This is a genomic window from Amycolatopsis sp. NBC_00355, assembly GCF_036104975.1.
GTDB lineage: Bacteria > Actinomycetota > Actinomycetes > Mycobacteriales > Pseudonocardiaceae > Amycolatopsis.
This window is the reverse complement of the sequence record NZ_CP107982.1, coordinates 2,582,881-2,606,709: the sequence shown is the minus strand read 5'-3', so window position 1 is coordinate 2,606,709 and position 23,829 is coordinate 2,582,881. Positions and strand designations below refer to the sequence as shown.

At 72.5% G+C, this 23,829-nt stretch carries 19 protein-coding genes; 12 read left to right on the top strand and 7 right to left on the bottom strand.

Annotated elements, in window-relative coordinates:
* The first annotated feature begins 24 nt into the window (after positions 1-24).
* Both OHS18_RS10660 and OHS18_RS10655 read left to right on the top strand, forming a co-directional pair.
* Complete coding sequence (locus OHS18_RS10660) at positions 25-993, top strand: glycine betaine ABC transporter substrate-binding protein (RefSeq protein ID WP_328616854.1); 969 nt, start codon at positions 25-27, stop codon at positions 991-993.
* A 201-nt stretch (positions 994-1,194) separates the two neighbouring features.
* Positions 1,195-1,605: an STAS domain-containing protein gene (locus tag OHS18_RS10655; protein ID WP_328616853.1), complete on the top strand. Its 411-nt coding sequence runs from the start codon at positions 1,195-1,197 to the stop codon at positions 1,603-1,605.
* A 131-nt stretch (positions 1,606-1,736) separates the two neighbouring features.
* Here the strand turns inward: OHS18_RS10655 and OHS18_RS10650 are convergent, their stop codons facing one another.
* The 4 genes from OHS18_RS10650 to OHS18_RS10635 form a co-directional block, all read right to left on the bottom strand.
* Complete coding sequence (locus tag OHS18_RS10650) at positions 1,737-2,285, bottom strand: hypothetical protein (protein WP_328453478.1); 549 nt, start codon at positions 2,283-2,285, stop codon at positions 1,737-1,739.
* A gap of 381 nt (positions 2,286-2,666) precedes the next feature.
* On the bottom strand, positions 2,667-3,950 hold the full coding sequence (locus tag OHS18_RS10645) for a fatty acid desaturase family protein (RefSeq protein WP_328453480.1): 1,284 nt from the start codon (positions 3,948-3,950) through the stop codon (positions 2,667-2,669).
* 16 nt (positions 3,951-3,966) lie between these two features.
* Positions 3,967-5,064 (bottom strand): ferredoxin reductase, encoded by a 1,098-nt coding sequence (locus tag OHS18_RS10640; protein ID WP_328616852.1) that lies wholly within the window; start codon positions 5,062-5,064, stop codon positions 3,967-3,969.
* A gap of 110 nt (positions 5,065-5,174) precedes the next feature.
* Positions 5,175-5,603 carry a pyridoxamine 5'-phosphate oxidase family protein gene (locus OHS18_RS10635; protein ID WP_328616851.1) on the bottom strand — a complete coding sequence of 143 codons (429 nt, stop codon included), beginning with the start codon at positions 5,601-5,603 and terminating at the stop codon, positions 5,175-5,177.
* A gap of 82 nt (positions 5,604-5,685) precedes the next feature.
* Between OHS18_RS10635 and OHS18_RS10630 the strand changes: the two genes are divergently transcribed.
* The 4 genes from OHS18_RS10630 to OHS18_RS10615 all read left to right on the top strand — a co-directional run bounded on the left by OHS18_RS10630 (position 5,686) and on the right by OHS18_RS10615 (position 11,305).
* Complete coding sequence (locus OHS18_RS10630; RefSeq protein WP_328616850.1) at positions 5,686-6,621, top strand: AraC family transcriptional regulator; 936 nt, start codon at positions 5,686-5,688, stop codon at positions 6,619-6,621.
* 328 nt (positions 6,622-6,949) lie between these two features.
* Entirely contained in the window at positions 6,950-8,893 is a 1,944-nt protein-coding gene (locus tag OHS18_RS10625; RefSeq protein WP_328616849.1) for a potassium transporter Kup, read from the top strand.
* Between the two features lie 224 nt (positions 8,894-9,117).
* Complete coding sequence (locus OHS18_RS10620) at positions 9,118-9,840, top strand: TetR/AcrR family transcriptional regulator (RefSeq protein WP_328616848.1); 723 nt, start codon at positions 9,118-9,120, stop codon at positions 9,838-9,840.
* Positions 9,824-11,305 (top strand): glycosyltransferase family 39 protein, encoded by a 1,482-nt coding sequence (locus OHS18_RS10615; RefSeq protein WP_328616847.1) that lies wholly within the window; start codon positions 9,824-9,826, stop codon positions 11,303-11,305. Before OHS18_RS10620 ends, OHS18_RS10615 begins: the two co-directional genes overlap by 17 nt.
* A gap of 6 nt (positions 11,306-11,311) precedes the next feature.
* Here the strand turns inward: OHS18_RS10615 and OHS18_RS10610 are convergent, their stop codons facing one another.
* Positions 11,312-11,728: a hypothetical protein gene (locus OHS18_RS10610; protein ID WP_328616846.1), complete on the bottom strand. Its 417-nt coding sequence runs from the start codon at positions 11,726-11,728 to the stop codon at positions 11,312-11,314.
* A gap of 142 nt (positions 11,729-11,870) precedes the next feature.
* On the opposite strand from OHS18_RS10610, the gene OHS18_RS10605 reads away from it, so the two are divergent.
* The 4 genes from OHS18_RS10605 to OHS18_RS10590 all read left to right on the top strand — a co-directional run bounded on the left by OHS18_RS10605 (position 11,871) and on the right by OHS18_RS10590 (position 20,756).
* A complete protein-coding gene (locus tag OHS18_RS10605; RefSeq protein ID WP_328616845.1) occupies positions 11,871-14,558 on the top strand; it encodes a LuxR family transcriptional regulator in 2,688 nt (895 codons plus the stop codon).
* 175 nt (positions 14,559-14,733) lie between these two features.
* Positions 14,734-15,627 carry a TIGR03619 family F420-dependent LLM class oxidoreductase gene (locus OHS18_RS10600; protein ID WP_328616844.1) on the top strand — a complete coding sequence of 298 codons (894 nt, stop codon included), beginning with the start codon at positions 14,734-14,736 and terminating at the stop codon, positions 15,625-15,627.
* A gap of 158 nt (positions 15,628-15,785) precedes the next feature.
* Entirely contained in the window at positions 15,786-18,986 is a 3,201-nt protein-coding gene (locus OHS18_RS10595; protein WP_328616843.1) for a family 78 glycoside hydrolase catalytic domain, read from the top strand.
* Between the two features lie 12 nt (positions 18,987-18,998).
* Positions 18,999-20,756 carry an SGNH/GDSL hydrolase family protein gene (locus OHS18_RS10590; RefSeq protein ID WP_328616842.1) on the top strand — a complete coding sequence of 586 codons (1,758 nt, stop codon included), beginning with the start codon at positions 18,999-19,001 and terminating at the stop codon, positions 20,754-20,756.
* A gap of 31 nt (positions 20,757-20,787) precedes the next feature.
* Here the strand turns inward: OHS18_RS10590 and OHS18_RS10585 are convergent, their stop codons facing one another.
* Positions 20,788-22,026: an MFS transporter gene (locus OHS18_RS10585; RefSeq protein ID WP_328616841.1), complete on the bottom strand. Its 1,239-nt coding sequence runs from the start codon at positions 22,024-22,026 to the stop codon at positions 20,788-20,790.
* A gap of 72 nt (positions 22,027-22,098) precedes the next feature.
* Here OHS18_RS10585 and OHS18_RS10580 point away from each other — a divergent pair, with 72 nt between their 5' ends.
* On the top strand, positions 22,099-22,575 hold the full coding sequence (locus OHS18_RS10580) for a MarR family winged helix-turn-helix transcriptional regulator (RefSeq protein ID WP_328453504.1): 477 nt from the start codon (positions 22,099-22,101) through the stop codon (positions 22,573-22,575).
* Positions 22,576-22,853: 278 nt separating this feature from the next.
* A complete protein-coding gene (locus OHS18_RS10575; RefSeq protein WP_328616840.1) occupies positions 22,854-23,273 on the top strand; it encodes an STAS domain-containing protein in 420 nt (139 codons plus the stop codon).
* 71 nt (positions 23,274-23,344) lie between these two features.
* Here the strand turns inward: OHS18_RS10575 and OHS18_RS10570 are convergent, their stop codons facing one another.
* The gene (locus tag OHS18_RS10570) at positions 23,345-23,752 is read right to left on the bottom strand and encodes an ATP-binding protein (protein WP_328616839.1); all 408 of its coding nucleotides are present in this window, start codon (positions 23,750-23,752) and stop codon (positions 23,345-23,347) included.
* Positions 23,753-23,829 lie beyond the last annotated feature (77 nt).

Below are 23,829 nucleotides of genomic sequence, written 5' to 3'. Positions count from 1 at the left end.
CCACGATCCCAGGAGGACCGACCCATGCTCCAGCGCACGACAGCCGCTGTGCTCGCGTTCGTCGCGGCGGCGGCGCTCACGGCCGGGTGCACGATCGGCAAGGACGACACCGGCGCCCAGGTGGGCGCGGGGTCCATCAAGAAGATCGACGCGCTGAGCGGCGCGCAGATCCGCGTCAGCTCCAAGGAGTTCGACGAGCAGCTGCTGCTCGGCCAGATCGCGCTCGTCGCGCTGCAGGCGGCCGGCGCGAGCCCGCAGGACAAGACCAACATCACCGGTTCGAGCAACGTCCGGCAGGCGCTGACCAGCGGCGCGGTCGACCTGTACTGGGAGTACACCGGCACCGCCTGGGTCAGCTACCTCAAGCAGACCAAGCCGATCGTCGACCCGCAGGCGCAGTACGACGCGGTGAAGCAGGCCGACGTGGCCAACAACGTCACCTGGTGGGCGCGCTCGCCGGCCAACGACACCTACGCCATCGCCGGGAACCCGGCGACCCTCGCCAAGACCGGCGTCAAGACGATCTCGGACTACGCGGCGCTCGCGAAGAAGGACCCGGCGGCGGCCTCGACGTGCATCGGCCCGGAGTTCAAGAGCCGGGACGACGGCTTCCCCGGCGTGGAGAAGACCTACGGGTTCACCCTGCCCGAAGCCCAGGTGCACGTGCTCAACGACGCCGTCGTCTACCCGAGCATCGGCAAGGGCGACCCGTGCGGGTTCGGCTCGGTCGCCTCCACCGACGGGCGCGTGGCCGGGCAGAAGCTGACCGTGCTGGACGACGACCGGCACTTCTTCCCGACGTACAACCCGGCCATCTCGATCGCCTCGGCGGTCGCGCAGAAGTACCCGCAGCTGGAACAGGTCTTCACGCCGATCGCCGCGAAGCTCGACACCGCGACGCTCACGGACCTGAACAAGAAGGTCAGCGTGGACGGCCGGAAACCCGCCACGGTGGCGCACGACTGGCTCAAGGCGGCGGGCTTCATCAGCTGACCGGCATCCGGGTGAGTGGATAGTCATCCACTCACCCGGACGGTACTGCGGTGGTCGCGGCGCGACGGTACGGTCGTAGGGCAGCGGTTCCGCCCGGGAGCCGTCGCACCCCGAACCCGCGGCCCCGACCTGGGCCGGCGTGGGACCGGACTGGTGCCCCTGTGGTTTGGCCTCACGGTCTATCCGAGGAGGCCGTCCGTCGTGTCCGAAACCCGGCCGCACGACCCGTCCGGATCGACCGCGTGCTTCCGCATCACGACCAGCGCCGGCGCGACCGTGCTGGCGGCGGCGGGCGAACTCGACCTGACCGTCACCGACCGGCTCGCGGACCTGCTGGAGCGCGAACTCGGCCTGCGGCCGCGGGCGCTGGTGTTCGACGCGGAGTCGGTGACGTTCTGCTCGGCGCGCACGATGACGATCCTGGTGAAGACGGCGACCGACGCGAAGGCGGCCGGGATCCCGTTCGTGATCGTCACCCACCGGAGCGCGGTGCTGCGCCCGCTGACCGCGCTGGGGCTGGAACAGGACCTGCCGGTGCACGGCGACGTCGCCGGGGCCCTGGCGTGGCTGGAGTTGCTGCCGCAGCTGGCGGAACCGGTGACCGAAAGCTAGCTCGGTGCCCGGCCGCCGCCCGGCCGGCCGTGGTCGCGGACCAGAGCTTCCGTCATCAGCCGACCGCATGTAGCTGCCGGGAGGGGCGGCGAGGCGCGCACCCGCCTGCAACGGGTTGGCCAGAGGCGGGATCAGAAGAGCGAAGTGTCGTGGTCACCGGACGCGCGGCGTTGCCGGGCCTCGCCGATCGCCTGGACGAGCAGGTCGCGCACCTCGGCAGGCTCAGCGATGCCCGCCAGCACCAACGGCAGGTGCCGGCGCTTGACCCGGTGACCGAACCTCGCGTGCGCCAGCAAGTACGGCTCGAGCTCGCCGAAGCTGATCGTACCGGTGCCGTTCCGTTCCGGGTGCACGACCGGGGGTTCCAGGTCGGCGAGATACACCGTACGCACGACCGGCCCCAGCAGGCCGCCGGTGGCCGTCACGCGGTGGTCGGTGATCGCGTAGGTTGTCCGCCGCAGCCGGACGATCCGTGCGGCGGGCTCCAGAAACACCAGGGCGCCGAACGCGATCGTCGCGGCCAGCGTCGTCGCTCGGTCGGCGGGCGTCTGGTCCGCGCGGCCGAACCAGGTCGTGACCCCGATGAGCGTACCCAGGACGAGGACGGCCATCGTGTGGTCGTAACGGTGGAAGATCGGCCGGTTCACCGGCTTTCCCGTCCACAGGACGTGTTCCCGCATGCCCCGTACACGTCGGGACCGGTGCCCGGGTTGCCTCGGACGCCGTCAGCGGAGCCGGACGTCGTGGCGGTGGCACCGGCGGCGCGCCGCCGGGATCCGGGCCGGGTCCCGGGCCGCCGTCAAGCCGGATGTCCTGGACGGCCTTGCGCCCGTAGCGGGCCGGCACCGTCACGGCTGCCGGCCGGTGCCGGCCGGTGGCCGACCGGGCGACGTTACGTCGGCGTCGATCCCCGCCCGGTCCGGCGGCGAGTTCCTTCCCGGCGCGCACGTGAGGGCCTCACCGAAGGCGAAGCCCGTCGAGCGCGGGCTACCGGTGAAGATCGTCGAGAAGGCCGTCGCGGACATCGCCGGGTTGCCGCGCGCCAAGATCGTCGGCCGAGGTCAGGCGGCGCGTTCCACGTCGTCGCCCTGGTACGGGCCGGGCTTCGGGCGCGGCTTCCCGCCCGGGAACGCGAGCCGCAGGATCGTGCGGTGCACCGTGCCCAGCTGACGGGAGAACGGCCCGGTGTTGTAGGGCAGGCCGTAGCGGCGGCAGATCTCCCGGACCTGCGGGGCGATCTCGGCGTAACGGCTGCTGGGCATGTCCGGGAACAGGTGGTGCTCGACCTGGTACCCGAGGTTGCCGCTCATCAGGTGGAACAGCGGGGAACCGGTGATGTTCGCCGCACCCACCAGCTGCCGGACGTACCAGCCGCCGCGGGTTTCGTCGCGGACCTCGTCCTGGCCGAACGTGTAGGTCTGGTCCGGGAAGTGGCCGCAGAAGATGATCGAGTGCGCCCACAGGTTGCGGATGATGTTCGCGGTGAAGTTCGCCCAGAACGTCGCGGCGAACGTGCCGCCGCCTTCCGCGCGGACCGCCTCGAGCTGGGCCCGCACCGCGCCCTTCCGGCGCCGCCCACCGGCCCGGTCCGCCAGCACCCGCAACCGGGAGCGGGGTTCGGGCTTCAGCAGCCGCCCCACCGCCGTGGCGGCCAGCGCGCTCACGAGCGGCCACCCGACGTAGTCCTTCAGGACCTGGTCGCGCGCCTTGCCCGAGATGCCCTTGATGTCGTGCCACACGTCCTTCATCGGCTTCTCGCCGGCGCGGATGGCTTCGACGTCGAGGTCGTGGACCGCGACACCCCACTCGAAGAAGGCCATCAGCAGCAGGTTGTACAGCGGTTGCGCCAGGTAGGCCGGGTGCCACTTCTGGTGCGGGTCGATGCGCATGATCTCGTACCCGAGGTCTTTGTCCTTGCCCCGGATGTTGGTGTAGGTGTGGTGGATGAAGTTGTGGGAGTGCTTCCACGCCGCCGCCGTCGAGGCGGTGTCCCAGTCCCATGTGGACGAATGGATGTACGGGTCGTTCATCCAGTCCCACTGACCGTGCAGCACGTTGTGCCCGATCTCCATGTTCTCCAGGATCTTCGCCACCGCCAGGCAGCCGGTGCCCGCCAGCCAGGCCGGCTTGGACCGGGAGCCGAGCAGCAGCGCCCGGCCGGCCACCGCGATCTGGCGGTGCATCCTGATGACGCCCTTGATGTAGCGGCGATCGCGCTCGCCCAGCTCACCGTGGACCCGGTCGTGGATGGCGTCGAACTCGCGGGCGAGTTCGTCCAGCTGAGCCGCGCTCAGGTGCGCGAACGGGTGGGTGGCTTCCTGGGACAGGGTGTTCTGCGTGGGCATGAGGTCCTTTCCTCGCTCAGAGTTCGACCGTGACCGGGCCTTCGGCGCCGTTGACGCAGGTGCGCACGATCTCGTTGTTCAACTGACTGACGACGTTGGTGCGCAGGTCGCGGATCCGGCCGTCCCGGATCGGCAGCACGCAGGTGTGGCAGACCCCGACCCGGCACCCGAAGGGCATGTCGACGCCCGCGTTCTCGCCCGCGACGAGGATCGGGGTGCCGGGCGGGCACTCCGCGTCGACGTTGCGGTGGGCGAACCGCACGGTGCCGCCCGAGCCGTCGGCGGAGTCGCCGCCGACGATCGGCTGGAACCGTTCGTGGTGCAGCCGGTCGACGTCGCCGTGGCTCTTCCAGTGCGCCTGCAGCGCGTCGAGGAGCTCGCCGGGACCGCAGGCGTAGGTGTCGCGGTCGCGCCAGTCCGGGCACAGGGCGTCCAGGTCGGCGGGGGAGAGCCGGCCGTCGCGGCTGGTGATGCGCAGTTCGAGGCGGAACCCCTCGTGCTGCTTTTCCAGTGTGGCCAGCTCTTCGCCGAAGGTGACGCCGTCCGGCTCCCGCGCCGAGTGCACGTGGACGACGTCGCGCAGGCCGGGCCCCGGGCCCAGGTGACGCAGCATGCTCATCACCGGCGTGATGCCGCTGCCCGCGGTGACGAACAGCAGGCCGCGCTCGAGCCGGTCGGGCAGGGTGAAGGCGCCTTCGACCTCGCCGAGCCGCACGACTTCGCCGGGCCGGGCCCGCTCGACCAGGTACGGCGAGACGATCCCGCCGTCGACCTTCTTGGGGGTGACCGAGATGAGGCCGTCCGCGCGGTCCGGGCTCGACGTCAGCGAGTACGCGCGCCAGTGGTGGACGCCGTTGATGACCACACCCAGCCGGACGTACTGCCCGGGCCGGTGCCCGACCCAGTCGAAGCCGGGCCGGATCAGCACGGTGGCGGCGTCGCCGCGCTCGGGCTCGACCCGCTCGACGCGGCCGCGCAGCTCCCGGGTCGACCACAGGGGGTTGATCAGTTCCAGGTAGTCGTCCGCCCGCAAGGGGGTGAACAGCCAGCGCACCGCGCGCAAGGCCCGGCGCCGCAGCGGCGACGCCGGGGGGCGCATTCCCACTTCGGCCATCAGGCACCGCCCCGCTCACGGCCGGCGGTCACGACCTCGTGGACCCAGCTGGTGACGATCATGCTGATTGAGTGTACAGGCGTGCACTCAACTCGCAGCCTGAGCGGCGATCAGTACGTGTAGCGGCGCACCGTCTCCGGGTGGATCACCAGGCGAAGCTGGTCGGCGGCCAGGATCCCGGCGAGGTCGGCGGCCCGCGCCGGGTCGTCGAGGTCCCAGTAGCGGGCGGCCAGCCGGCGGGCCAGGTCGTGGGCGCCATCGGGTTCCAGCGTGGTGCGGCCGGCGACCGAAACCCACCGCTCGCGTTCACCCACCGGCGCGGCGACGACGAGCGAGGCGCGGGGGTCGCGGCCCAGACGTCGCACCTTGAGCGCGTCCGGCTCCGTGAACAGCTGGAGCGTGCCTTCGCCGGTGGCCTCGAACCACACGGGCCGCGGCTGTGGCGGGAGCGGGGTCGCGGCCACCGTCAGGAAGCCGTGCAGGGGCCGGCGGAGGAACTCGAGGTCCGGGGCGGTCAAGGAACCGGTGTCGCTGCTCATGACGTCGATTCAACGCGGCCGGCTCGGACAATCCCATAGGTGAAAGCCCGGATCGCCTGTCCATTCGTCTAACCTCGGTGCGGTGGACGTGTTCGACGACCTGATCCGCGGGGTGCGGGCCCACGGCTCGCTGTTCGGCAGCTCGACCCTGTCCCCGCCCTGGGCGCTGGAGTTCGTGGACGGCGCGCCGCTGACCCTGTGCACCGTGCTCGGCGGCGCGGGCTGGATCGTGCCGGAGCACGGCCCGCCCGAGCGGCTGCGCGCCCGCGAGACGGTCGTCGTGCGCGGCCCCGCGACGTTCACCTTCGTCGACGAGCTCGGCACCCCGGCCGAGCCGGTCGCGTGCGGTGAGTTCTGCGCGGCGCCCGAGGAGGGCGGCACCCGGCACCGGCGCGGCTGGACCGACGACAGCGGCGGCGCGACGACCTTGATCGTCGGCGCGTACCCGGTGCGCGGCGAGATCAGCCGCCGGCTGCTGGAGGCGCTGCCCGTCGTGCTGCGCGCGGACAGCGGGGGCACCGGGGACGCCGTGCTGGACCACCTCGCCGCCGAGGTCGCCGTGGACGCGCCGGGCCAGCAGGTGGTGCTCGACCGGCTGCTGGACTGGATGCTCGTCTGCACGCTGCGCGAGTGGTTCGACCGGCCCGGCGGCGAAGCCCCGGCCTGGTGGGCCGCCCAGCGCGACCCGGTGGTCGGCGACGCGCTGCGCCTGCTGCACGCCGAACCGGCGGCGCCCTGGACGGTCGCCGCGCTGGCCGGCCGGACCGGCGTCTCCCGGTCGACGCTGGCCAAGCGCTTCGCCGAGCTGGTCGGCGAACCACCGCTGACGTACCTGACGCGCTGGCGCATGACGCTCGCGGCCGACCTGCTGATCGAGCGGGAGACGGCCACCGTCGCCGACGTCGCCCGCGCGGTGGGGTACGCCGATCCGTTCGGGTTCAGCGCGGCGTTCAAGCGGGTCCGCGGCGCCAACCCGAGCGAGTTCCGGCGCGCTTCTCCGGTGGTGCCGAGCGCCTGAATCCCGGCCTCACGGCCGGTGCGTGGTCTTGCGTACCCGGATGCCGTCGTCGTAGGCCGGGCGGTCCGACCGTCCACTGTGGCCGGCACGGGACGGGCCGCCGCGGCCCGGGCGGCGCGGGGCCGGCCCGGTGAGGGCGACGGCCGGGGCGATCGACGGGTGTCGCCGTCCAAGAGGCGTACCAGCCGGCGGAGGGGAGGTCGCCGGCGGGCAGGCCCGGTCGGCGCGTCGCGGGCCGGGCGGACCGGGCGCGGCGCGGGTGTCGGTAGGGTCCGGCACGGTGCACCGGGCGACGAGGGTCCTGGCTGCCTGCTCGGAGGGGAACGTCATGGCTGATCAGAACCCGGCCGCCGATCCGGTGGCCCCGGCGCCGGCCCGGCGCGAGACCGTGCGGCTCGCGGTGGTCGTCGGCGCCCTGGGCGTGGTGTTCGGCGACATCGGGACCAGCCCGATCTACACCCTGCAGACGGTGTTCAGCCCCAGCGACCCGCACCCCGTCCCGGTCAGCACGGACAACGTGTTCGGCGTCGTCTCGCTGATCTTCTGGTCGGTGATGATCATCGTCACGGTCACCTACGTGCTGCTGGCCATGCGCGCCGACAACGACGGCGAGGGCGGCATCATGGCCCTCATCACGCAGCTGCGGCGCTGGAGCGGCCAGCGCGGCGCCCGGACCGCGCTGGTGCTGTCCGGCGTGGGCATCTTCGGCGCGTCGCTGTTCTTCGGCGACAGCATGATCACCCCGGCGATCTCGGTGCTGTCCGCGGTCGAGGGGCTCAAAATCGTGCAGCCTTCGTTCGACGAGCTGGTCGTGCCGATCACCGCGGTCATCATCGTGGTGCTGTTCTTGTTCCAGCGCAAGGGAACCGCGACCGTCGGGCGGCTGTTCGGGCCGGTGATGATCCTCTGGTTCGTCACGATCGGGGTGTTCGGCATCGGCGGCATCGCCGGTAACCCGGAGATCCTGAAGGCGCTCCTGCCGACGTACGCGCTGGGCTTCCTGGCCGGCCACTTCGGGATCGCGTTCTTCGCGCTGGCCGCGATCGTGCTGTCGGTCACCGGCGCCGAGGCGCTGTACGCCGACATGGGCCACTTCGGCCGGCGGGCGATCACCCGCGGCTGGCTGTTCCTGGTGCTCCCCGCGTGCGTGCTCAGCTACCTCGGGCAGGGCGCGCTGATCCTCAAGGACCAGGCCAACGTCGCCAGCCCGTTCTTCCTGCTCGTGCCCGGCTGGGCGCGGCTGCCGCTGGTGCTGCTGGCCACCGCGGCGACCGTGATCGCGTCCCAGGCGGTCATCACCGGCGCGTACTCGGTCACGGCGCAGGCCGCCCGGCTCGGGTACCTGCCCCGGTTGCGGATCCGGCACACCTCGGAGTCGGAGATCGGCCAGATCTACGTCCCGTGGATCAACTGGCTGCTGCTGGTCTCGGTGCTGACGCTGGTGTTCGCGTTCCGCAGTTCGGCGGCGCTGGCCTACGCGTTCGGCATGGCGGTGACCGGCACGATCACCATCATGACCCTGCTGTTCTTCTACGTCGCGCGGGTGAAGTGGGGCACGCCGAAGTGGCTGATCGGCGTCGGCGCGACCGTGCTGCTCTCGGTGGACCTGCTGTTCGTCGCGGCCAACCTGACCAAGCTGGTCCACGGCGCGTGGCTGCCGCTGCTGATCGCCCTCACCGTGTTCACCGTGATGATCACCTGGCAGCGGGGCCGCCAGATCGTCACCGCGGAACGCGAACAGCACGAGGGCTCGCTGCGCGAGTTCATCGACGACCTGGAGAACAACAAGCCCGCCACGCAGCGCGTGCCCGGCACGGCCGTCTTCCTCAACCGCGGCAAGGTGACCGCGCCGCTGGCGATGCGGGCCAACGCGGAGCACAACCACGTCCGCCACGAGCACGTCGTGATCGTGTCGATCGAGACGGAGCCGGTGCCCCGGGTGCCGGAGGACGAGCGCACCGTCGTCGACGACCTCGGCCACGCCCACGACGGCATCACCCACGTCAGCGCCCGGTTCGGGTACATGGAGCGCCCGGACGTCCCCGCCGCGCTGCGGTCCCTCGAACCGGCGGAGACGGAGGGCCGGCTCCAGGTGGACGACGCGTCCTACTTCCTGTCGAAGATCGAGCTGCAGCTCGGCAAGGAGCCGACCATGGCAGGCTGGCGCAAGCGGCTGTTCATCGCCACGTCGTACATCACCGCGGACGCGGCCGAGCAGTTCGCGCTGCCCCGCGACCGCACCGTCGTGATGGGCTCGCACATCGAGGTGTAAACCGAGCGACAGTCCGCGGGGACACCCAGGTCCTGGTGGGCTACACGAAGGTCCGCCACAAGCCGGCCGTGCGGTGGTCCACCGGGTCTTCCCGGACCGCAAGCACGCCGAGACAGCGTTCCAGCCCTGCGTGCCCTGCGTGACAGGTCCGTCTTTGCCGCGACCTGGGAGGGGGAGCAGGACGGACCCTTGACTGACTGACTCGCTCAGTCAATACTCACCGCATGCGTGGACGGGTACAGCCGCGGCCGTTGGGTGAGATCGCGGCAGCCGCGGCGCGGGTGTTCACCGGCAAGGGCTACAAAGCGGCCGGGATCTCCGACGTGGCCGCCGCGCTCGGTCTGAGCCACGGTGCGCTCTACACCTATGTGGACAGTAAGGAAGCCTTGCTGTATCTGGCTTTCCTGCACCTGGCCGAGCCGGAGACGCTGGCCGGGCTGAGCATTCCGGTGACCTCGCCGGGGCAGGCGGGGATCGCCGGGATCGACGCGCGGTCGGTGGCGTCGGCCGGGTTCCCGGCCCTGGACGCCGCCCTCGGCCGGCGCACCGGACCGGTCGCCGAGGAGCTCGGCGGGATCATCGACGAGCTGTACGCGTACATCGAAGGCCACCAGGGGTTGCTCGCGCTGGTCGAAAGCTGCGCGCGGGACATCCCGGAGCTCGCCGAACTGCACTTCGTGCGTGGCCGGCGGGTCGTTCTGGACCGGCTCGGCGACTACCTGCGGCGGCGGATCAGGTCCGGGCACCTGCGCCCGGTCCCGGACGTGCCGACCTCGGCGCGGTTCCTCGTCGAATCCGTCGCCTGGTTCGCCTGGCACCGGCACGGCGACCCGGACTCGCTGATGCTCGGGGACGACGACTGCCGGCGCACCGTGCGCCACCTGCTGCTGGCGGCGTTCCTGCCGGCACCACCTCCTGGGGGAAATGACGATGACACAGAAGGTTGAGGACACCGGGGAAACCGGAACCGGCGTGGTGTGGCGGCCGGTCCTGCTGATCGCCGGTGTGGTCGCGGTGATCCACCTGGCGGTGGCGGCCCGCTACGGCTGGCACCGCGACGAGTTCTACTACGTGCTCACCGGCCGCCACCCGGCCTGGGGTTACGTCGACCAGCCGCCGCTGACCCCGGCGCTCGCGCGGCTGGCCGCCGCGTCGCCCGGCGGTGTGCTGCCGCTGCGGATCCTGGCCGTCGCGGCCGAGGTCGGATGTGTGCTGCTGGCCGCGAAGCTCGCCGCCGAGCTCGGCGGACGGCGCCGGGCGCAGCTCATCACGGCCGCCGCGGTGGCGGCCTGCCCGGCGTTCGTGGCCGCCTCGGTGCTGTTCGGCACCACCGTCGTCGACCAGGTGTGCTGGCTCGCCGTGCTGGTCGCGACGGCGCGGGCGCTGCGGCTGGGCACGATCCCGGCGTGGCTGCTCGCGGGCCTGCTCGCCGGGCTGGGCCTGGAGAACAAGGACACGATCGCCGCGCTGCTCGTCGGCATCGCGCTCGGCCTCGTCGTCACCCGGCGCGCGGTACTGCGCACGCCGGGGCCGTGGCTGGCCGCGGTGACGGCGTTGCTGATCGCGCTGCCGAACATCCTGTGGAACGCCTCCTACGGCTGGCCGTGGCCGGCCGTGCGGATGGCCGGGGTGCTGTCCGGCCGGGCGGGCAACGCGCTCACCCAGGTACCCGAACTGCTGGTGCTGCTGACCGGCCCGCCGCTGCTCGTCCTGGGTGTCATCGGCGTGCGCCGGCTGTGCGCCGTGGCCGGCCGCCCGCACCGGTGGCTGCTCGTGGTCGCGATCACCGCGGTGGTGTTCATCGCCGTCACCTCGGGCAAGTCCTACTACGCCGCCCCGATGCTGCCCGGCCTGTTCGCGGCCGGCGCGGTGCGGGTGGCGGAGGCGGACACCCGCGACGGCCGGCGGTCGTGGCCCATCGCGATCGCCGCCACGGCCGTCTTCGCGATCGTCGTCGGGCTGCCCGTGTTCCCGCCGAAGGTCACGAACAGCATCGGCTTGAGCAGCACGGTGATGGAGACCTACGGCTGGCCCGAGTACGTGCGCCAGATCGTCTCGGTCGCGGACCGGTACCCGGCCGGCACGGTGATCTTCACCGGCAACTACGGCGAAGCCGGCGCGCTGAGCCTTCTCGGCCCGGCCGAGGGCCTGCACAACCCGGTCGGCAGCGGCCACAACGCCTACGGGTTCTGGGGTCCGCCGCCGGGCGGTGACGACACCGTGTTGTGCGTCGGCGAGTTCACCCCCGAGTACCTGCGCCGGTTCTGGTCCCAGGTCACCGAGATCGCGCCGCTCACCCTGCCGGACGGGCTGTCGGACGAAGAGACCCGGCAGGGCGCGGCGATGTACCTGTGCCGGCAGCCGCACGGCACCTGGGCGCAGCTCTGGCCCGATCTGGCGCACCTGGACTGAGCGGATTCAGCGCTTTTCCGTGCTTCGCCAGCCCTGCCAGCCGCGGCACAGGAAGTAGGAAGCCACGAGGATCACGACGAGGCCGAAGTCGACGTAACCGGCCTCGCCGGCTTCGGGCACGTCACCCAGCACCACGGCGATGACGACGAGCACGGACTTCTGCGCGAAGAGCACCTCCCACACCCCCCGCTGCGCCCGCGGTTTCCAGGCGAGCAGCGCGAACAGGCCCGCGACAAGCCAGAACGCGGTCATGCGCCAGTTTTCGATCCAGATCCGGTCGTCGGCCACCCGGCCGACGTACACCATTCCGCGGATGGCCGCGCCGACGGTGGCGAGCGCGGCGACGGCGAGCAGCCCGCGCCCGATCAGGTCCCGGGGCGACGTCGTGCCGCGGGTGCCGGGCGTGGTGTCCGTGGTGGTCATGGGTTCCTCCTGGGTGCTGGACGGATGTCCACGGTCGCACCGGAGGGCGTTCGTTCGCGTCGGCGGGAATCACCTAGGTAACGTGGCGCGAGGTTCGGTGACCGCGTCGCCTGCGGCCCCCGGCCCCGCTAGCATCCGGGGGATGCGGACGCCGGTGGACTCCCGTGGACCGCTCTTCGGCCGGCGCGCCGAGATCCGGCGGATCGACGAGCTGACGACCGCCGCGCGGGCGGGCGCGGGCGGGGCGCTCGTTTTCCGCGGTGAGGCGGGGATCGGCAAGAGCGCGTTGCTGGAGTACGCCGGGCAGGCGGCCGGCTTCCGGGTCGTGCGGGCCTGCGGGGCGGAGTTCGAGTCGGAGCTGCCGTTCGCCGCCCTGCACCAGTTGTGCGTGCCGGTGCTGGCGCGGCTCGCCGACCTGCCTGATCGGCACCGCGACGCCCTGCGCGTCGCGTTCGGGCTCGCCGACGGCGTCCCGGACCTGTTGCGCGTCGGCCTGGCGACGTTGGCGCTGCTGGCGGCCGCGGCGGGGGAGCGTCCGCTGCTGTGCGTGGTCGACGACGCGCAGTGGCTGGACTCGGCGTCGTCGAAGGCGCTGGCTTTCCTCGCCCGCCGCGTCAGCGCCGAGCCGGTCGCGATGGTGTTCGCGGTCCGGTTGCCGGGCACGAGCGAGCTGGCCGAACTGCCGGGGGCCGTCGTCGGCGGGCTGGCCGACACCGAGGCGCGGGAGCTGCTGGCGGCGCAGAGCCACGTGACGCTCGACGAGCGGGTGCGCGCCCGGCTGCTGGCCGAAGCGCGCGGGAACCCGTTGGCGTTGCTCGAACTCTCGACGTCGGACGGGTTCCCTTCGCCGGACGCGTCGTCCGTGCCGTCCCGGATCGAACGCGGGTTCCAGGCCCGGCTGGCGGACCTGCCCGCCGGCGCCCGGCTGCTGCTCACCCTCGCGAGTGCCGACCCGACCGGCGATCCGGGGCTGTTGTGGCCGGCCGCGCGGCTGCTGGACATCGACGTCCCGGCCGCCGGCGAGGCCGCGGCCGCCACCGGGCTGGTCGAGTTCGCCACCCGCGTCCGCTTCTGCCACCCGCTGGCGCGCTCGGCGGTCTACCAGGCCGCCGAGGCGAGCCGGCGGTACGCGGCCCACCGGGCGCTGGCCGAGGTCACCGACCCGGCCGGGGACCCGGACCGGCGGGCCTGGCACCGCGCCCAGGCCTGCGCCGGTCCCGACGACGACGTCGCCGCCGAGCTGGAACGGTGCGCGTCGCGGGCCCGGTCCCGGGGCGGTGTGGTGGCCGCAGCGGCCTTCCTGGAGCGCGCGGCCGCGCTGTCGCTGGACGCCGGGAAGCGGCTCGAACGGACGATCGTGGCGGCGCGGGCCGCACTCGACGCCGGCGCTCCCGACGCGGCGGCGGAGCTCCTCGCGGTCGTCGAACCCGCGGCGCTGGACGAGGTCCGGCACGCGCAGGTCGATCTCCTCCGCGGTCAGGTCGCCTTCCAGCGGCACCACGACGGCGACGGCCCGATGTTCATGGTGCGGGCCGCGCGGCGGCTCGCGGACCTGGATCCGGAGCGGTCGCGCGAGTGCTTCCTGGACGCGGTCGAGATGGGTCTGCTCGTCGGCCGGCCCGGCGGCGTGCTGGACACCGTCCTGGCCGCGGCCCGGTCCGCCGGGCCCGTGCCGCGGTCGCCGGACCTGCTCGACGTACTGACGCTCGTGGCCGAAGGAGACCATCGGGCGGCAGTTCCCTTGCTGCGCAAGGTATTCGACGACGAGGAGACTCCGATGTGGACCCGGCGTCCGGCGCTGGCGACCATGCTCGCGTCGGAGATGTGGGATCCGCACACCCAGACGGCGATCACCGAGTGGCTCGTGAAGACCGGCCGCGAGTCGGGCTCGCCGCTCGTCCTGCGGCTCGGCCTCGCCCAGGTGGCCTCGCAGGGCGCGCTGACCGGCGACTTCGGGCCGGCGATCGCGGCCATCGTCGAGGAGGAGGCGATCGCCGACGCGGTCGGCGGGCCGCCGATGCTGTACCCGCGGCTGCACCTCGCGGCGATGCGCGGCCGCCGCGACGAAGCCCTTCAGCTGTTCGAAGCCGCCACGGCGACCGCGACCGCCCGCGGCGCGGGGCAGCTGGTCGCCAACGTGCACTGGGCGTCGGCCGTGCTGCACAACGGGTTGGCCGACTACCCGGCCGCGCTGGCCGCCGCCCGGCAAGCCACCGCGCACGGCGACCTCTCCCTCGCCGGCGCGACCCTGCCCGAGCTCGTGGAGGCGGCCGTCCGGGCCGGTGAGCCCGGCGAAGCCGCCGCCGCCCTGGCGTCGTTGACCGAACGCACCGAGGCCAGCGGAACCGGCACGGGCCTCGGCATCGCGGCGTACGCCCGGGGCGTGGTGACCGGCGTGGAGGACCACTACCGCCAGGCCGTCGAGTGCCTGCGGGAGAGCCCGCTGCTCCCGTACCGGGCGCGCGCCCATCTCCTGTACGGGGAGTGGCTGCGCCGCGAAGGCCGCCGGCGCGACTGCCGCGAGCACCTGCGCACCGCCCACGAACTCCTGTCGGGTGCCGGGCTCGAGGCGTTCGCCGAGCGCGCGGCGAAGGAGCTGCGCGCCACCGGCGAAACGGCCCGGGCCCGGTCGGCGCGCACGGCCGACCAGCTCACCATGCAGGAGACGCACATCGCGCGCATGGCCGCCACCGGCGCGACGTCCAACGAGATCGCCGCGCAGCTGTTCCTCAGCCCCCGCACCGTCGACGCCCACTTGCGCAACATCTTTCGCAAGCTCGGCATCACGTCCCGCCGGCAGCTGCGGAACCAGCCGGGCCTCGACCGCTGACGCGCCGGTGTCCCGCGGGGAGCCGCACCGGCAGCGGGAACCTGTCGAATCCATCTCCGGTTTCGCGGCCGCCGCCCACCGGATTGACGCCCGAGATACTTGAACGAGCAACCAGATGCGAGTAGTAGTGGCATCAGGACCTCCATGATCCGTTCGTTCTCCAGGGGAGTCATTGATGCGCATTGGTTTCAGCCTTCCGGTGTTCGGCAAGGCGGCGGCCACGCCCGGCGGGATCGCGCGGTACGCGCGTGCGGCCGAACAGGCCGGGGCGGCGAGCCTCTGGGTCGGCGACCGGCTGTTGTCGCCGGTCCGCCCGGTGGTGCCGTACCCGGGTTACGAGACCATGCCCGAGGAGTTCCGGACCGCCCAGGACCCGTTCACCGCGCTGGCCGTCGCCGCGGCGGTGACCGAGACCGCGATCCTCGGTTCCAGCACCATCAACGCCACGCAGTACCAGCCCGCCAACTTCGCGCGGCTGCTGACCAGCATCGACGTCGCCAGCGGCGGCCGGCTGCTGCCCGGGCTGGGCATCGGCTGGTCGCCCGACGAGTACGACGCCGTCGGCATCCCGATGTCCGAGCGCGGCAAGCGGCTCGACGACCTGCTCGACCTGCTCGACACCTGGTGGAGCAAGGACATCGTGTCCCACGAAGGTGTCGGCTACAGGATCGCGGAGTCGCACGTCGGCCTCAAGCCCGTCCGGAAGCCGCCGATTCACCTGGCCGGGTTCGGCGAGAAGTCGCTGCGCCGGGTCGCCGAGCGGGCCGACGGCTGGCTGCCGGTCTGGTCGGTGCCCGAGGCGTTCCCCGCGGACGTGCTCACCTCGACCCTCGCCAAGATCCGGGCCGACGCCGAGCAGGCCGGGCGCGACCCGCGGGCCCTGGGTGTGGCGCTGCGCGTGAACGCCGCACCCGGGACCAAGCCGGAGGACATCGCCGAGTCGGTGGTGAAGATCGTCGCGCTCCTCGAGCCGGACCACACGTTCATCGACATCAGCTACCTGACCGGAAGCGTGGACGAGCACCTCGACCTCACCGGCCGGCTGCTCGAGCTGACCGCCGAGGGCTGACTCGCCGGTGGCGGCTCGCCTCGAAGGCGAGCCGCCACCAGGGCGATCCCGGCGAGTTTCGGTTGTCTGCGTCACAGGTGCGGTGATAAGATAACTTGAAACGTTTCAAATCAGCGAAGATTTGACGTCGGCCGGTTGCGGCCGCGAGTGGAGCGTCCATGTCCGGTCACCCCGCACGAGTCGCGCTCGTTTTCCTGTGCGCCTTGCTTTCGACGCTCTTCGTGGACACCTCCGCGCTCGCGGGGGACCGCGGCGCGGGCATCGAGGCCTACGACCTGCGTGCCGACAACGTTGTCAACCCGCTGGCCACGTCCGGCCCGCCGGCCCTGAGCTGGAAGCTGCGGTCCACCCGGCCCGATGCCCGGCAGACGGCCTACCGGATCCTCGTCGCCGGCACGCCCGGCCTGCTCGCGCAGAACCGGGCCGACGTCTGGGACAGCGGGAAGGTCGTGAGCGGCGACTCGGTTTCCGTGCCCTACCGCGGTCCGGCCGGCGCGGCCGGGAAGCGGAGCTACTGGACCGTCGAAGTGTGGGATTCCCGGGGCGGGGTGACAAAACCGGCCGTGCCCGCGTGGTGGGAGACCGGGCCGGCGGACTGGGGGAGCGCCGCCTGGATCAGCCCGGACGCGGGAAGGGCCTACGCCTGGCAGGACTTCTCCCTCGACCTCGACTTCACGATCAAGGCGGGCGCCGCGAGTGTCCTCTTCCGCGCCGCCGACGCCGACGACTTCCTGATGTGGCAGATCAACGCGGCCACGACGCCGGGCAAGGTGCTGCTGCGGCCGCACGTGAAGAGCCACGGCGCCTTCAGCCTCCTCGGCGAGGTCGACCTCGCGCCGGTCATCACCCCGGCCACCGCGACCGCGCCGCACCACCTGCGTCTCGACGCCCGCGGCGACACCGTGGTCACCTCGATCGACGGCACGCAGGTCGACTCCCGCACCGTCGGCGCGGTGACCACCGGCACCCTCGGCTTCCGGACCTCCGTCAGCCAGGGCACGGCCGAGGTCGCCCGCTACGACACCATCGTCGTGCGCGCGCCCGACGGCTCGCCGCTGTTCTCCGACGACTTCACCGCCGACCCGGACCCGCGGTTTCCCGGCGCCACCATCACCGACGGCCAGCTGGAGCCGCGAGGTGATCCGGTGCTGCTGGCCCAGTCGCCGGACGCGCCGTTGCTGCGCCACGAGTTCGTCCTGGACAAGCCGGTCGCCGCGGCGCGCGCGTACGTCTACGGCCTCGGGTTCTACGAACTCCACCTCAACGGGGAGAAGACCGGGGACCAGGTCCTCTCGCCCGCGAGCACGCCGTACGACCAGCGCGACCTCTACGACTCCTTCGACGTCACCCAGCAGGTCCACGCCGGGCGCAACGCCGTGGGCCTGTGGCTCGGCAACGGGTACGGCCCGCGGTTCAGCCAGTACGGCTTCCGCTGGACGGGGCCGAAACAGGGCATCCTCGCGCTCGACGTCACCTTCACCGACGGGACGCGCCGGACCGTCACGACCGACGACACGTGGCGGTGGTCCGACAGCCCCGTGACGGCCAACGACCTCTACGCGGGGGAGAGCTACGACGCGCGTCTCCAGCAGAACGGCTGGGACCGTCCCGGCTTCGACGACGCGTCCTGGCACGCGGTGCGCACGGTCCCGGCGCCCGGCGCGACCCTGACCGCCACCACGGCGCCGCCGATCCGCGTGGTCCAGACCCTGCGCGCGGTGTCGGTGAAGCAGCCCCGCCCGGGCATCCACGTCTACGACTTCGGGCAGAACTTCGCGGGCTGGGCGCAGCTCCGCGTCGCCGGGCCGGCCGGGACGACCGTGCGGATGCGCACCGCGGAGGAGGTCGGCGCCGACGGGATGCTCGACACGGCCACCAACCGGAACGCCGCGTCGACCGACTCCTACACCCTCGGATCCGCCGCGGGGACCCAGGTCTACGAGCCGCGGTTCACCTACCACGGCTTCCGCTACCTCGAACTCACCGGCTTCCCGGGCACGCCGGACCTCGGCAGCGTCACCGGCCGCGTCGCGCACGCCGACGTCGCCGCGACCGGGCACGTCGAGACGTCCGATCCGCTGCTGAACACGATCTGGGCGAACAACCGGCGCGCCGTGCTGAACAACTCGATGAGCCTGCCCACCGACAACCCGGTCCGCGACGAGCGGACGCCGCCGGGCATGGACGTGCAGGCCTACCACGGCGCGTCCGTCCTCGACTTCGGCATGGACGGCTTCTACGGCAAGTACCTGCTCGACCTGCCACCCGGCACCGCGCTGCCCAGCGACGCGGGCAACGCCCAGCTGCCGGACATGGGCGGCGGCTCGGTCGAGCTCGCCTGGTCGCTCTACGAGCAGTACGGCGACCTCGGCCGCCTCGCCGCGGTCTACCCCAAGATGAAGGCGTTCGTGGACACCAACGCGGCCGCCTACCCCGGCCGCATCTGGCCGGACGACCGCGGGTTCGGCGACTGGTGCCCGCCCGACCGCGGCCCGAACGCCAACGGCGGCCAGGGAAACCCGTCGGCGGGCGACTGCTTCAGCGAGCGGTCGATCGTCAACACGGCCTTGTCGTTCCGGCAGGCCGGCGACGTCGCGAAAGCCGCGCGGGCACTGGGGAACACCGCGGACGCGGCCCACTTCGCCGGATTGGCGACGTCGATCGCCGACGCGTTCAACGCGCACTTCCTCAACGCGGCCGGCACCACCTACGGCGACGGTCGCCAGACGACCAGCATCCTGCCGCTCGCCTTCGGCATCGTGCCGCCGGACAAGGTCGCCGCCGTCGGCGCGCAGCTCGCCGACACGATCCTGACGAAGAACGGCGGCCACCTCGACACCGGCATCTTCGGCACCCGGTACCTGCCCGAGGCGCTCGCCCGGGCCGGCCGGATCGACGTCGCGCTGACGGTGCTCGACCAGAAGACCTACCCCGGGTTCGGCTACGAGATCAGCCGGGGCGCGACGACGCCGTGGGAACAATGGACGTACCAGTCCGGCATGGAAACCCACGACCACGCGATGTTCGCGGGGGTCAACGCCGCGCTGTACACGCAGTTCGCCGGGATCACCCCGGCCGCGCCCGGCTACTCCGCGATCGCGTTCGCGCCGCAGGTTCCCGCCGGGCTCGGGCACGTGTCGGCGTCGATCGACACGGTCCGCGGCCCGGTCTCCTCGGCCTGGACGCAGTCCGGGTGCCGGCTCGACCTGACCGTCACCGTGCCCGCCAACACAACCGGCACGGTGACGGTCCCCGGTACGGGCGTGACGGCGCCTCCGGGTGCGACGCCGTTGCCGGGGGCGAACCGGTACTCCGTGGGCTCCGGCACCTGGACGTTCACCGCCCGCCACTGCGACTGACTGGGAGTGCTTGTGAAGCGAATCCTCTTGGCCGCCTTGGTGGCCGCCGGTCTCGTCACCCCGGTCGGCGCGGCCGGCGCGGCCGTCAGCTACCCGGGTCTTGCCGCCGCCTTCGACAACGTCGGGGTCAGCACGGCCGCCCAACCGGGCGCGGCGGACCTCGACGGGAGCGGGCACAGTCTCGTCGCCGAAGACCTGGCCGCGGCGGGCTGGGCTCCCGGCCGCACGATCACCGTCGACGGCGCACCGCTGGCGCTGCCCGCGTACAGCCCGGGCGCACCCGACAACGTCGTCGCCGCCGGGCAGCGGATCGAAGGCTCCTTCGCCGGTGCGGCGCTGTCGTTCCTGGTGACGAGCACGGGCACGGCGTCCAGCGGGACCGGGACGATCGACTACGCGGACGGGCACGTCCAGACCTTCCGGCTCGGCGCGCCCGACTGGTACTTCGGGCCGGGTGACCGGATGACCGTGTCGTTCCCGCGGTGGAACACCCCGAGCGGGCCGAACGCCTTCTCCGCCAAGCTGTACACGGTGTCGGTCCCGCTCGACCCGGGCGCCTCGGCCACCGCCGTCACGCTGCCCACGATCGGCTCGGGCGCGGCCCTGCACGTGTTCGCCCTCGGCGTGCGGCCCGCGGCCGGACCGTGGGCGGGAACGTGGGCCGCGGCGACCGACGACGGTCTCGCCGCGGGGCCGTGGCCCGAGCGGACGTTGCGCATGGTCGAGCACACCAGCCGCGGCGGCTCGCAGGTGCGCGTCCGGCTGGACAACGCCTACGATCCCGGCCCGCTGGTCGTCGGCCACGCCACGGTCGCGGTGCGGCAGGCGGGCGCGACGCCGGTGAGCACGCCGGTCACCCTGACGTTCGGCGGGCAGCCGGAGGCGGCGCTGCCGGCGGGCGGCCAGGCCGTCAGTGACCCGCTGCCCTTCGCGGTGCCCGCGGACGCCGATCTCCTGGTGAGCCTGTACCTGAAGGGGACCGTGACGAACGCGCCCGCGCACAGCGTCGGGCTGCAGGACATGTACACCACCGCGGACGGCACCGGCGACCACACCGCCGACACCGGCGACTTCCCGTCAGCGGGGACGTTCGGTTTCTGGACGATCCTCGCCGGCATCGACGTCGCGGACGCCGACACCGCCGGCACGGTCGTCGCCTTCGGCGATTCGATCACCGACGGCTACTCGTCGACCCCGAACACCAACAGCCGCTGGCCGAACTTCCTGGCCCGGCGCCTGCTCGCCGGTGGCCAGGCCGGCACCCCCGGGGTGGTCGACGAGGGCATCGCGGGCAACCGCATCCTGCAGGACGCGTTCAGCGGCTTCCCGGACGGCCGCACGGCCGGCGTGAGCGGCCTCGCCCGGCTCAACCACGACCTGATCGGCCAGCCCGGGGCGCGCACCGCGATCGTGCTGGAGGGCATCAACGACATCAACAGCGACGCGAGCGCCGACGACGTCATCACCGGCCTGAGGCAGATCGCCACGGAGCTGCACGCGGCCCACATCCGGGTGCTGGCCGCCACGCTGACGCCGATCAAGGGCTGCTCGTGCAGCAACGACGCGCACCTGGCGGCCCGGGATCAGGTGAACACCTTCATCCGCACGAGCACCGGGGTGTTCGACGGCTGGGTCGACTTCGACGCGGCGGTCCGCGACCCGGCGGACCCGGAGTCGATGCTGGCGGCCTACGACTCCGGCGACCACCTGCACCCGGGTGACGCGGGCTACCGGGCCATGGCGGAGGCCATCCCGCTCGACGCCCTGTGAGCGGGCGCCGATGACTGTCGCGAAAGGACAGTCATCCGTCTTCGTCCGCTGAGCGCCGGACCCGGCGCACGTCGGGGACGGCGAGGACCGCGGCCGTCGCGGCCGCGATGGCGCCGGCCGCGAACCACAGCGTGCGGTCCAGGCCGATCTTGTCCGCCGCCGGGCCGGCGGCGGCCGCTCCCAGCGGGGTGAGCCCGAAGGAGCCCAGTGCTTCGTACGCCGCGACGCGGGAGAACTTGTCGTGCGGGATTTCCTGCCGCAGCGTCGTCATCCAGTTGACGCTGAAGATCTCCCCGCCGACCCCGGCCAGCAGCGATGCCGCGCAGATCACCAGCAGCGGCGCGTCGGCCGCGAACGCGGCCAACGGCAGCGCCAGCAGCAGCGCCAGCAGCAGCGCCGCGGACGTGCCGGACACCAGCAGGCGCTGCGGCCGCAGCCGCACCATCAGCAGCCCGCCGAGGATCATGCCGACCGCGTCACACGAAAGAATGAAGCCCCAGTCCGCCGCCCCGTTGAACTTCGCGTTGGAGGCCAGCGCGCCGAGGACGGCGAACGCGCCGACGCCGAGGGCGTTGACGACGGCGAACTGCCCCACCACGCTCCACAGCCACCGCCGGCCGGCGAACTCGGTCCAGCCTTCGCGCAGCTCGGTGCTCAGGCCCGTGCGCTTACGCAGGTTGCCCTCGACCTTCATCATCACCCCGAACCCGGAGGCGAGGAGGAAAGTGGCCGAGTCGAGGGCCAGCACCCAGCCCGGGCCGAAGCCCGCGACCAGCACACCGCCGAGCGCGGCGCCGGCGACCTGCGCGCCGTTGAGGCCGGTCCGGAAGATCGCGAACGCCTTGCTCGCGTTCGACATGTCCACGCTGCGCATCAGCAGGCCCTCGGTGGCGGGGATGCGGAAGGCGATGGCGAGGCCGTTGCCGGCGGCGAAGATCACCAGCTGCCAGACCTTCACCGACTCCAGGAAGACCACCAGCGCGAACAGGGCCTGCGCGACCGCGCTGACCAGGTTCGCGGCCACGATGACCAGGTGCCGCGGCAGCCGGTCGGCCACCACGCCGCCGATCGCGAAGAACAGCACCGCCGGCATCGTGCCCGCCGCGGACACCAGGCCCACCGCCGTGCCCGAGCCGCCCGCGTAGATGATCGCGAACGCCATCGCGACCGGCGCTGCGGCCGTGCCCAGCGCCGAGATGACCGCGCCGGCGATCTGCAGCCGGTAGTTGCGGCTCTGCCACACACTCGTGCTCGATCCGGCGATGCCCATCCACGCTCCAGAAGCAGTTTCAACCCGGATAGTGTCAATTTCTTATATGAGGTTTGCGGGTACCCTGGGCGCGTGTCAAGCGAGAAAGCAGGTCCGCCGCCGTCGGGCGCGCAACTGGCCGACGCGCTCATGCGCACCACCCACGCGCTGCGGCGGTTCGCCGGGCAGCCCTACCAGCAACGCGGCTGGTCGACGTCCCGGGTGCTGCTGATGCTCGCCGTCGACGAAGCCGGCGCGCCGCGGATGGGCGAGCTCAAGGACCGGCTCGGCGTCACCGGCCGGTCCATCACATCCCTGGTGGACGGTCTGGAGGCCGAAGGACTGTTACGCCGCTACGGCGACCCCGGCGACCGCCGGTCGACCCGGCTCGAGATCACCGCGAAGGGCCGCGAACACCTCGCCGAGATCAAGGCGCTGCACGACGCGCACGCCGAACACACCTTCGGCATCCTCGGTGACTCCGAACGAAACGCTCTGCTCGACACACTGGGCCGGCTCCGCGACCACGTCGCCGGACGGCTCTCCGCGTCCGACGACGACGTGTCCTGAGGGATCCGCCGCGAACCGTCGCGCTGCTCGCGTCGCAGTTCAAGGGCTGAGTCGTCGCAGAACCGTTGCATGAACGCCGGCTGAGTGCGTCGCGTGCGGGATCGGCGAACGGGGCCCGGGTACTGCATCGATTGTGAATCGGTTGTACCGTCGTGGGTGCAGCGGTTCAACCGGGAGCCGCCGCACCCCACACCCGTGATCCCCGTCCGGGGCCGGCGTGGGACTGGACTGGTGCACGCCGCGGTTTGGCCTCACGGTGAAGAAGGAGGCCACCCGTCATGCCCGCTGTTCCGCCGCCTCGTCATCGCGGCACGTTCGCGTCGGTGACGCCGTTCGACGTGTCGACCTCGGCCGAGGCCACGGTGCTGGCCGTGGCCGGTGAGCTCGACGCCTCCGTCGTCGACGCGCTCGCCGAGTCGCTCGACCGCGAGCTCGCCCTCCGGCCGCCGGTGCTCGTGGTCGACGCCGCGGCGGTCACCTTCTGCGCGGCGCGAGCGCTGACCGTGCTGGTGAAGGCCGCCGCCGACGCGCACGCCGCCGGCGTCGCGTTCGTGATCGTCACCGAGCAGCGTTCGGTGTTGCGCCCGCTGACCGCGCTGGGGCTGGAGCGGGTGCTGCCGGTGTACCGCGACGTCGCCGAGGCGCTCTCGTGGCTGGCGTTGCTGCCGCGGCTGACCGAGCCGGCGCCGGACTGCTGACCGTCGCGCACCGGTAGCCGGCGCACTACCGAGCCGCGGTCGTCGAACCTCGGACGCGTGACACCGGCCGGTCAGGCTTCCGTGCAGGGGACCCGGCCCCAGACGGTCTTGCCGTCCTCGTCGTCGTCCACTCCCCAGTCCCGGCAGATCCGGTCGACCAGCACCAGCCCGCGGCCGCCGTCGTGGGCCGGGGTGCGCAGGTGGGGCACGCCGTCGCCGTGATCGGCGACGGCCACCGTGACCTCGCACGGGTCCTGGACCTGGTGGAGCCGCAGCCGGATCGGCCCGGTCGCGTGGTGGTAGGCGTTGTCGAGCAGCTCCCCGACGACCAGCATGGTGTCGACGCGGTGCGCTTCGCCGAGGCTCGCGAGCCGCGCTTCGGTCCACCGCCGGGCCGCGGAGAGGTCGGCGAGATCGTGGCCGGTCAGGTCCAGGACCTGCCACCCGGTCCGATCGGTTTCGCGCCAGGTCACCGGCATGAACAACTCCTCACGCAGACGTCCGTCACGCCGGGGAGCAAATGTGGCCGACGTCGTTCTCCGGTAGGTACCCCGAG

Coding starts and splice junctions, on each gene's coding strand:
- OHS18_RS10660 (WP_328616854.1), top strand. CDS start 25: ATGCTCCAGCGCACGACAGCCGCTGTGCTCGCGTTCGTCGCGGCGGCG.
- OHS18_RS10650 (WP_328453478.1), bottom strand. CDS start 2,285: ATGCGGGAACACGTCCTGTGGACGGGAAAGCCGGTGAACCGGCCGATC.
- OHS18_RS10645 (WP_328453480.1), bottom strand. CDS start 3,950: ATGCCCACGCAGAACACCCTGTCCCAGGAAGCCACCCACCCGTTCGCG.
- OHS18_RS10640 (WP_328616852.1), bottom strand. CDS start 5,064: ATGGCCGAAGTGGGAATGCGCCCCCCGGCGTCGCCGCTGCGGCGCCGG.
- OHS18_RS10635 (WP_328616851.1), bottom strand. CDS start 5,603: ATGAGCAGCGACACCGGTTCCTTGACCGCCCCGGACCTCGAGTTCCTC.
- OHS18_RS10625 (WP_328616849.1), top strand. CDS start 6,950: ATGGCTGATCAGAACCCGGCCGCCGATCCGGTGGCCCCGGCGCCGGCC.
- OHS18_RS10620 (WP_328616848.1), top strand. CDS start 9,118: ATGCGTGGACGGGTACAGCCGCGGCCGTTGGGTGAGATCGCGGCAGCC.
- OHS18_RS10615 (WP_328616847.1), top strand. CDS start 9,824: ATGACACAGAAGGTTGAGGACACCGGGGAAACCGGAACCGGCGTGGTG.
- OHS18_RS10610 (WP_328616846.1), bottom strand. CDS start 11,728: ATGACCACCACGGACACCACGCCCGGCACCCGCGGCACGACGTCGCCC.
- OHS18_RS10605 (WP_328616845.1), top strand. CDS start 11,871: ATGCGGACGCCGGTGGACTCCCGTGGACCGCTCTTCGGCCGGCGCGCC.
- OHS18_RS10600 (WP_328616844.1), top strand. CDS start 14,734: ATGCGCATTGGTTTCAGCCTTCCGGTGTTCGGCAAGGCGGCGGCCACG.
- OHS18_RS10595 (WP_328616843.1), top strand. CDS start 15,786: ATGTCCGGTCACCCCGCACGAGTCGCGCTCGTTTTCCTGTGCGCCTTG.
- OHS18_RS10585 (WP_328616841.1), bottom strand. CDS start 22,026: ATGGGCATCGCCGGATCGAGCACGAGTGTGTGGCAGAGCCGCAACTAC.
- OHS18_RS10575 (WP_328616840.1), top strand. CDS start 22,854: ATGCCCGCTGTTCCGCCGCCTCGTCATCGCGGCACGTTCGCGTCGGTG.
- OHS18_RS10570 (WP_328616839.1), bottom strand. CDS start 23,752: ATGCCGGTGACCTGGCGCGAAACCGATCGGACCGGGTGGCAGGTCCTG.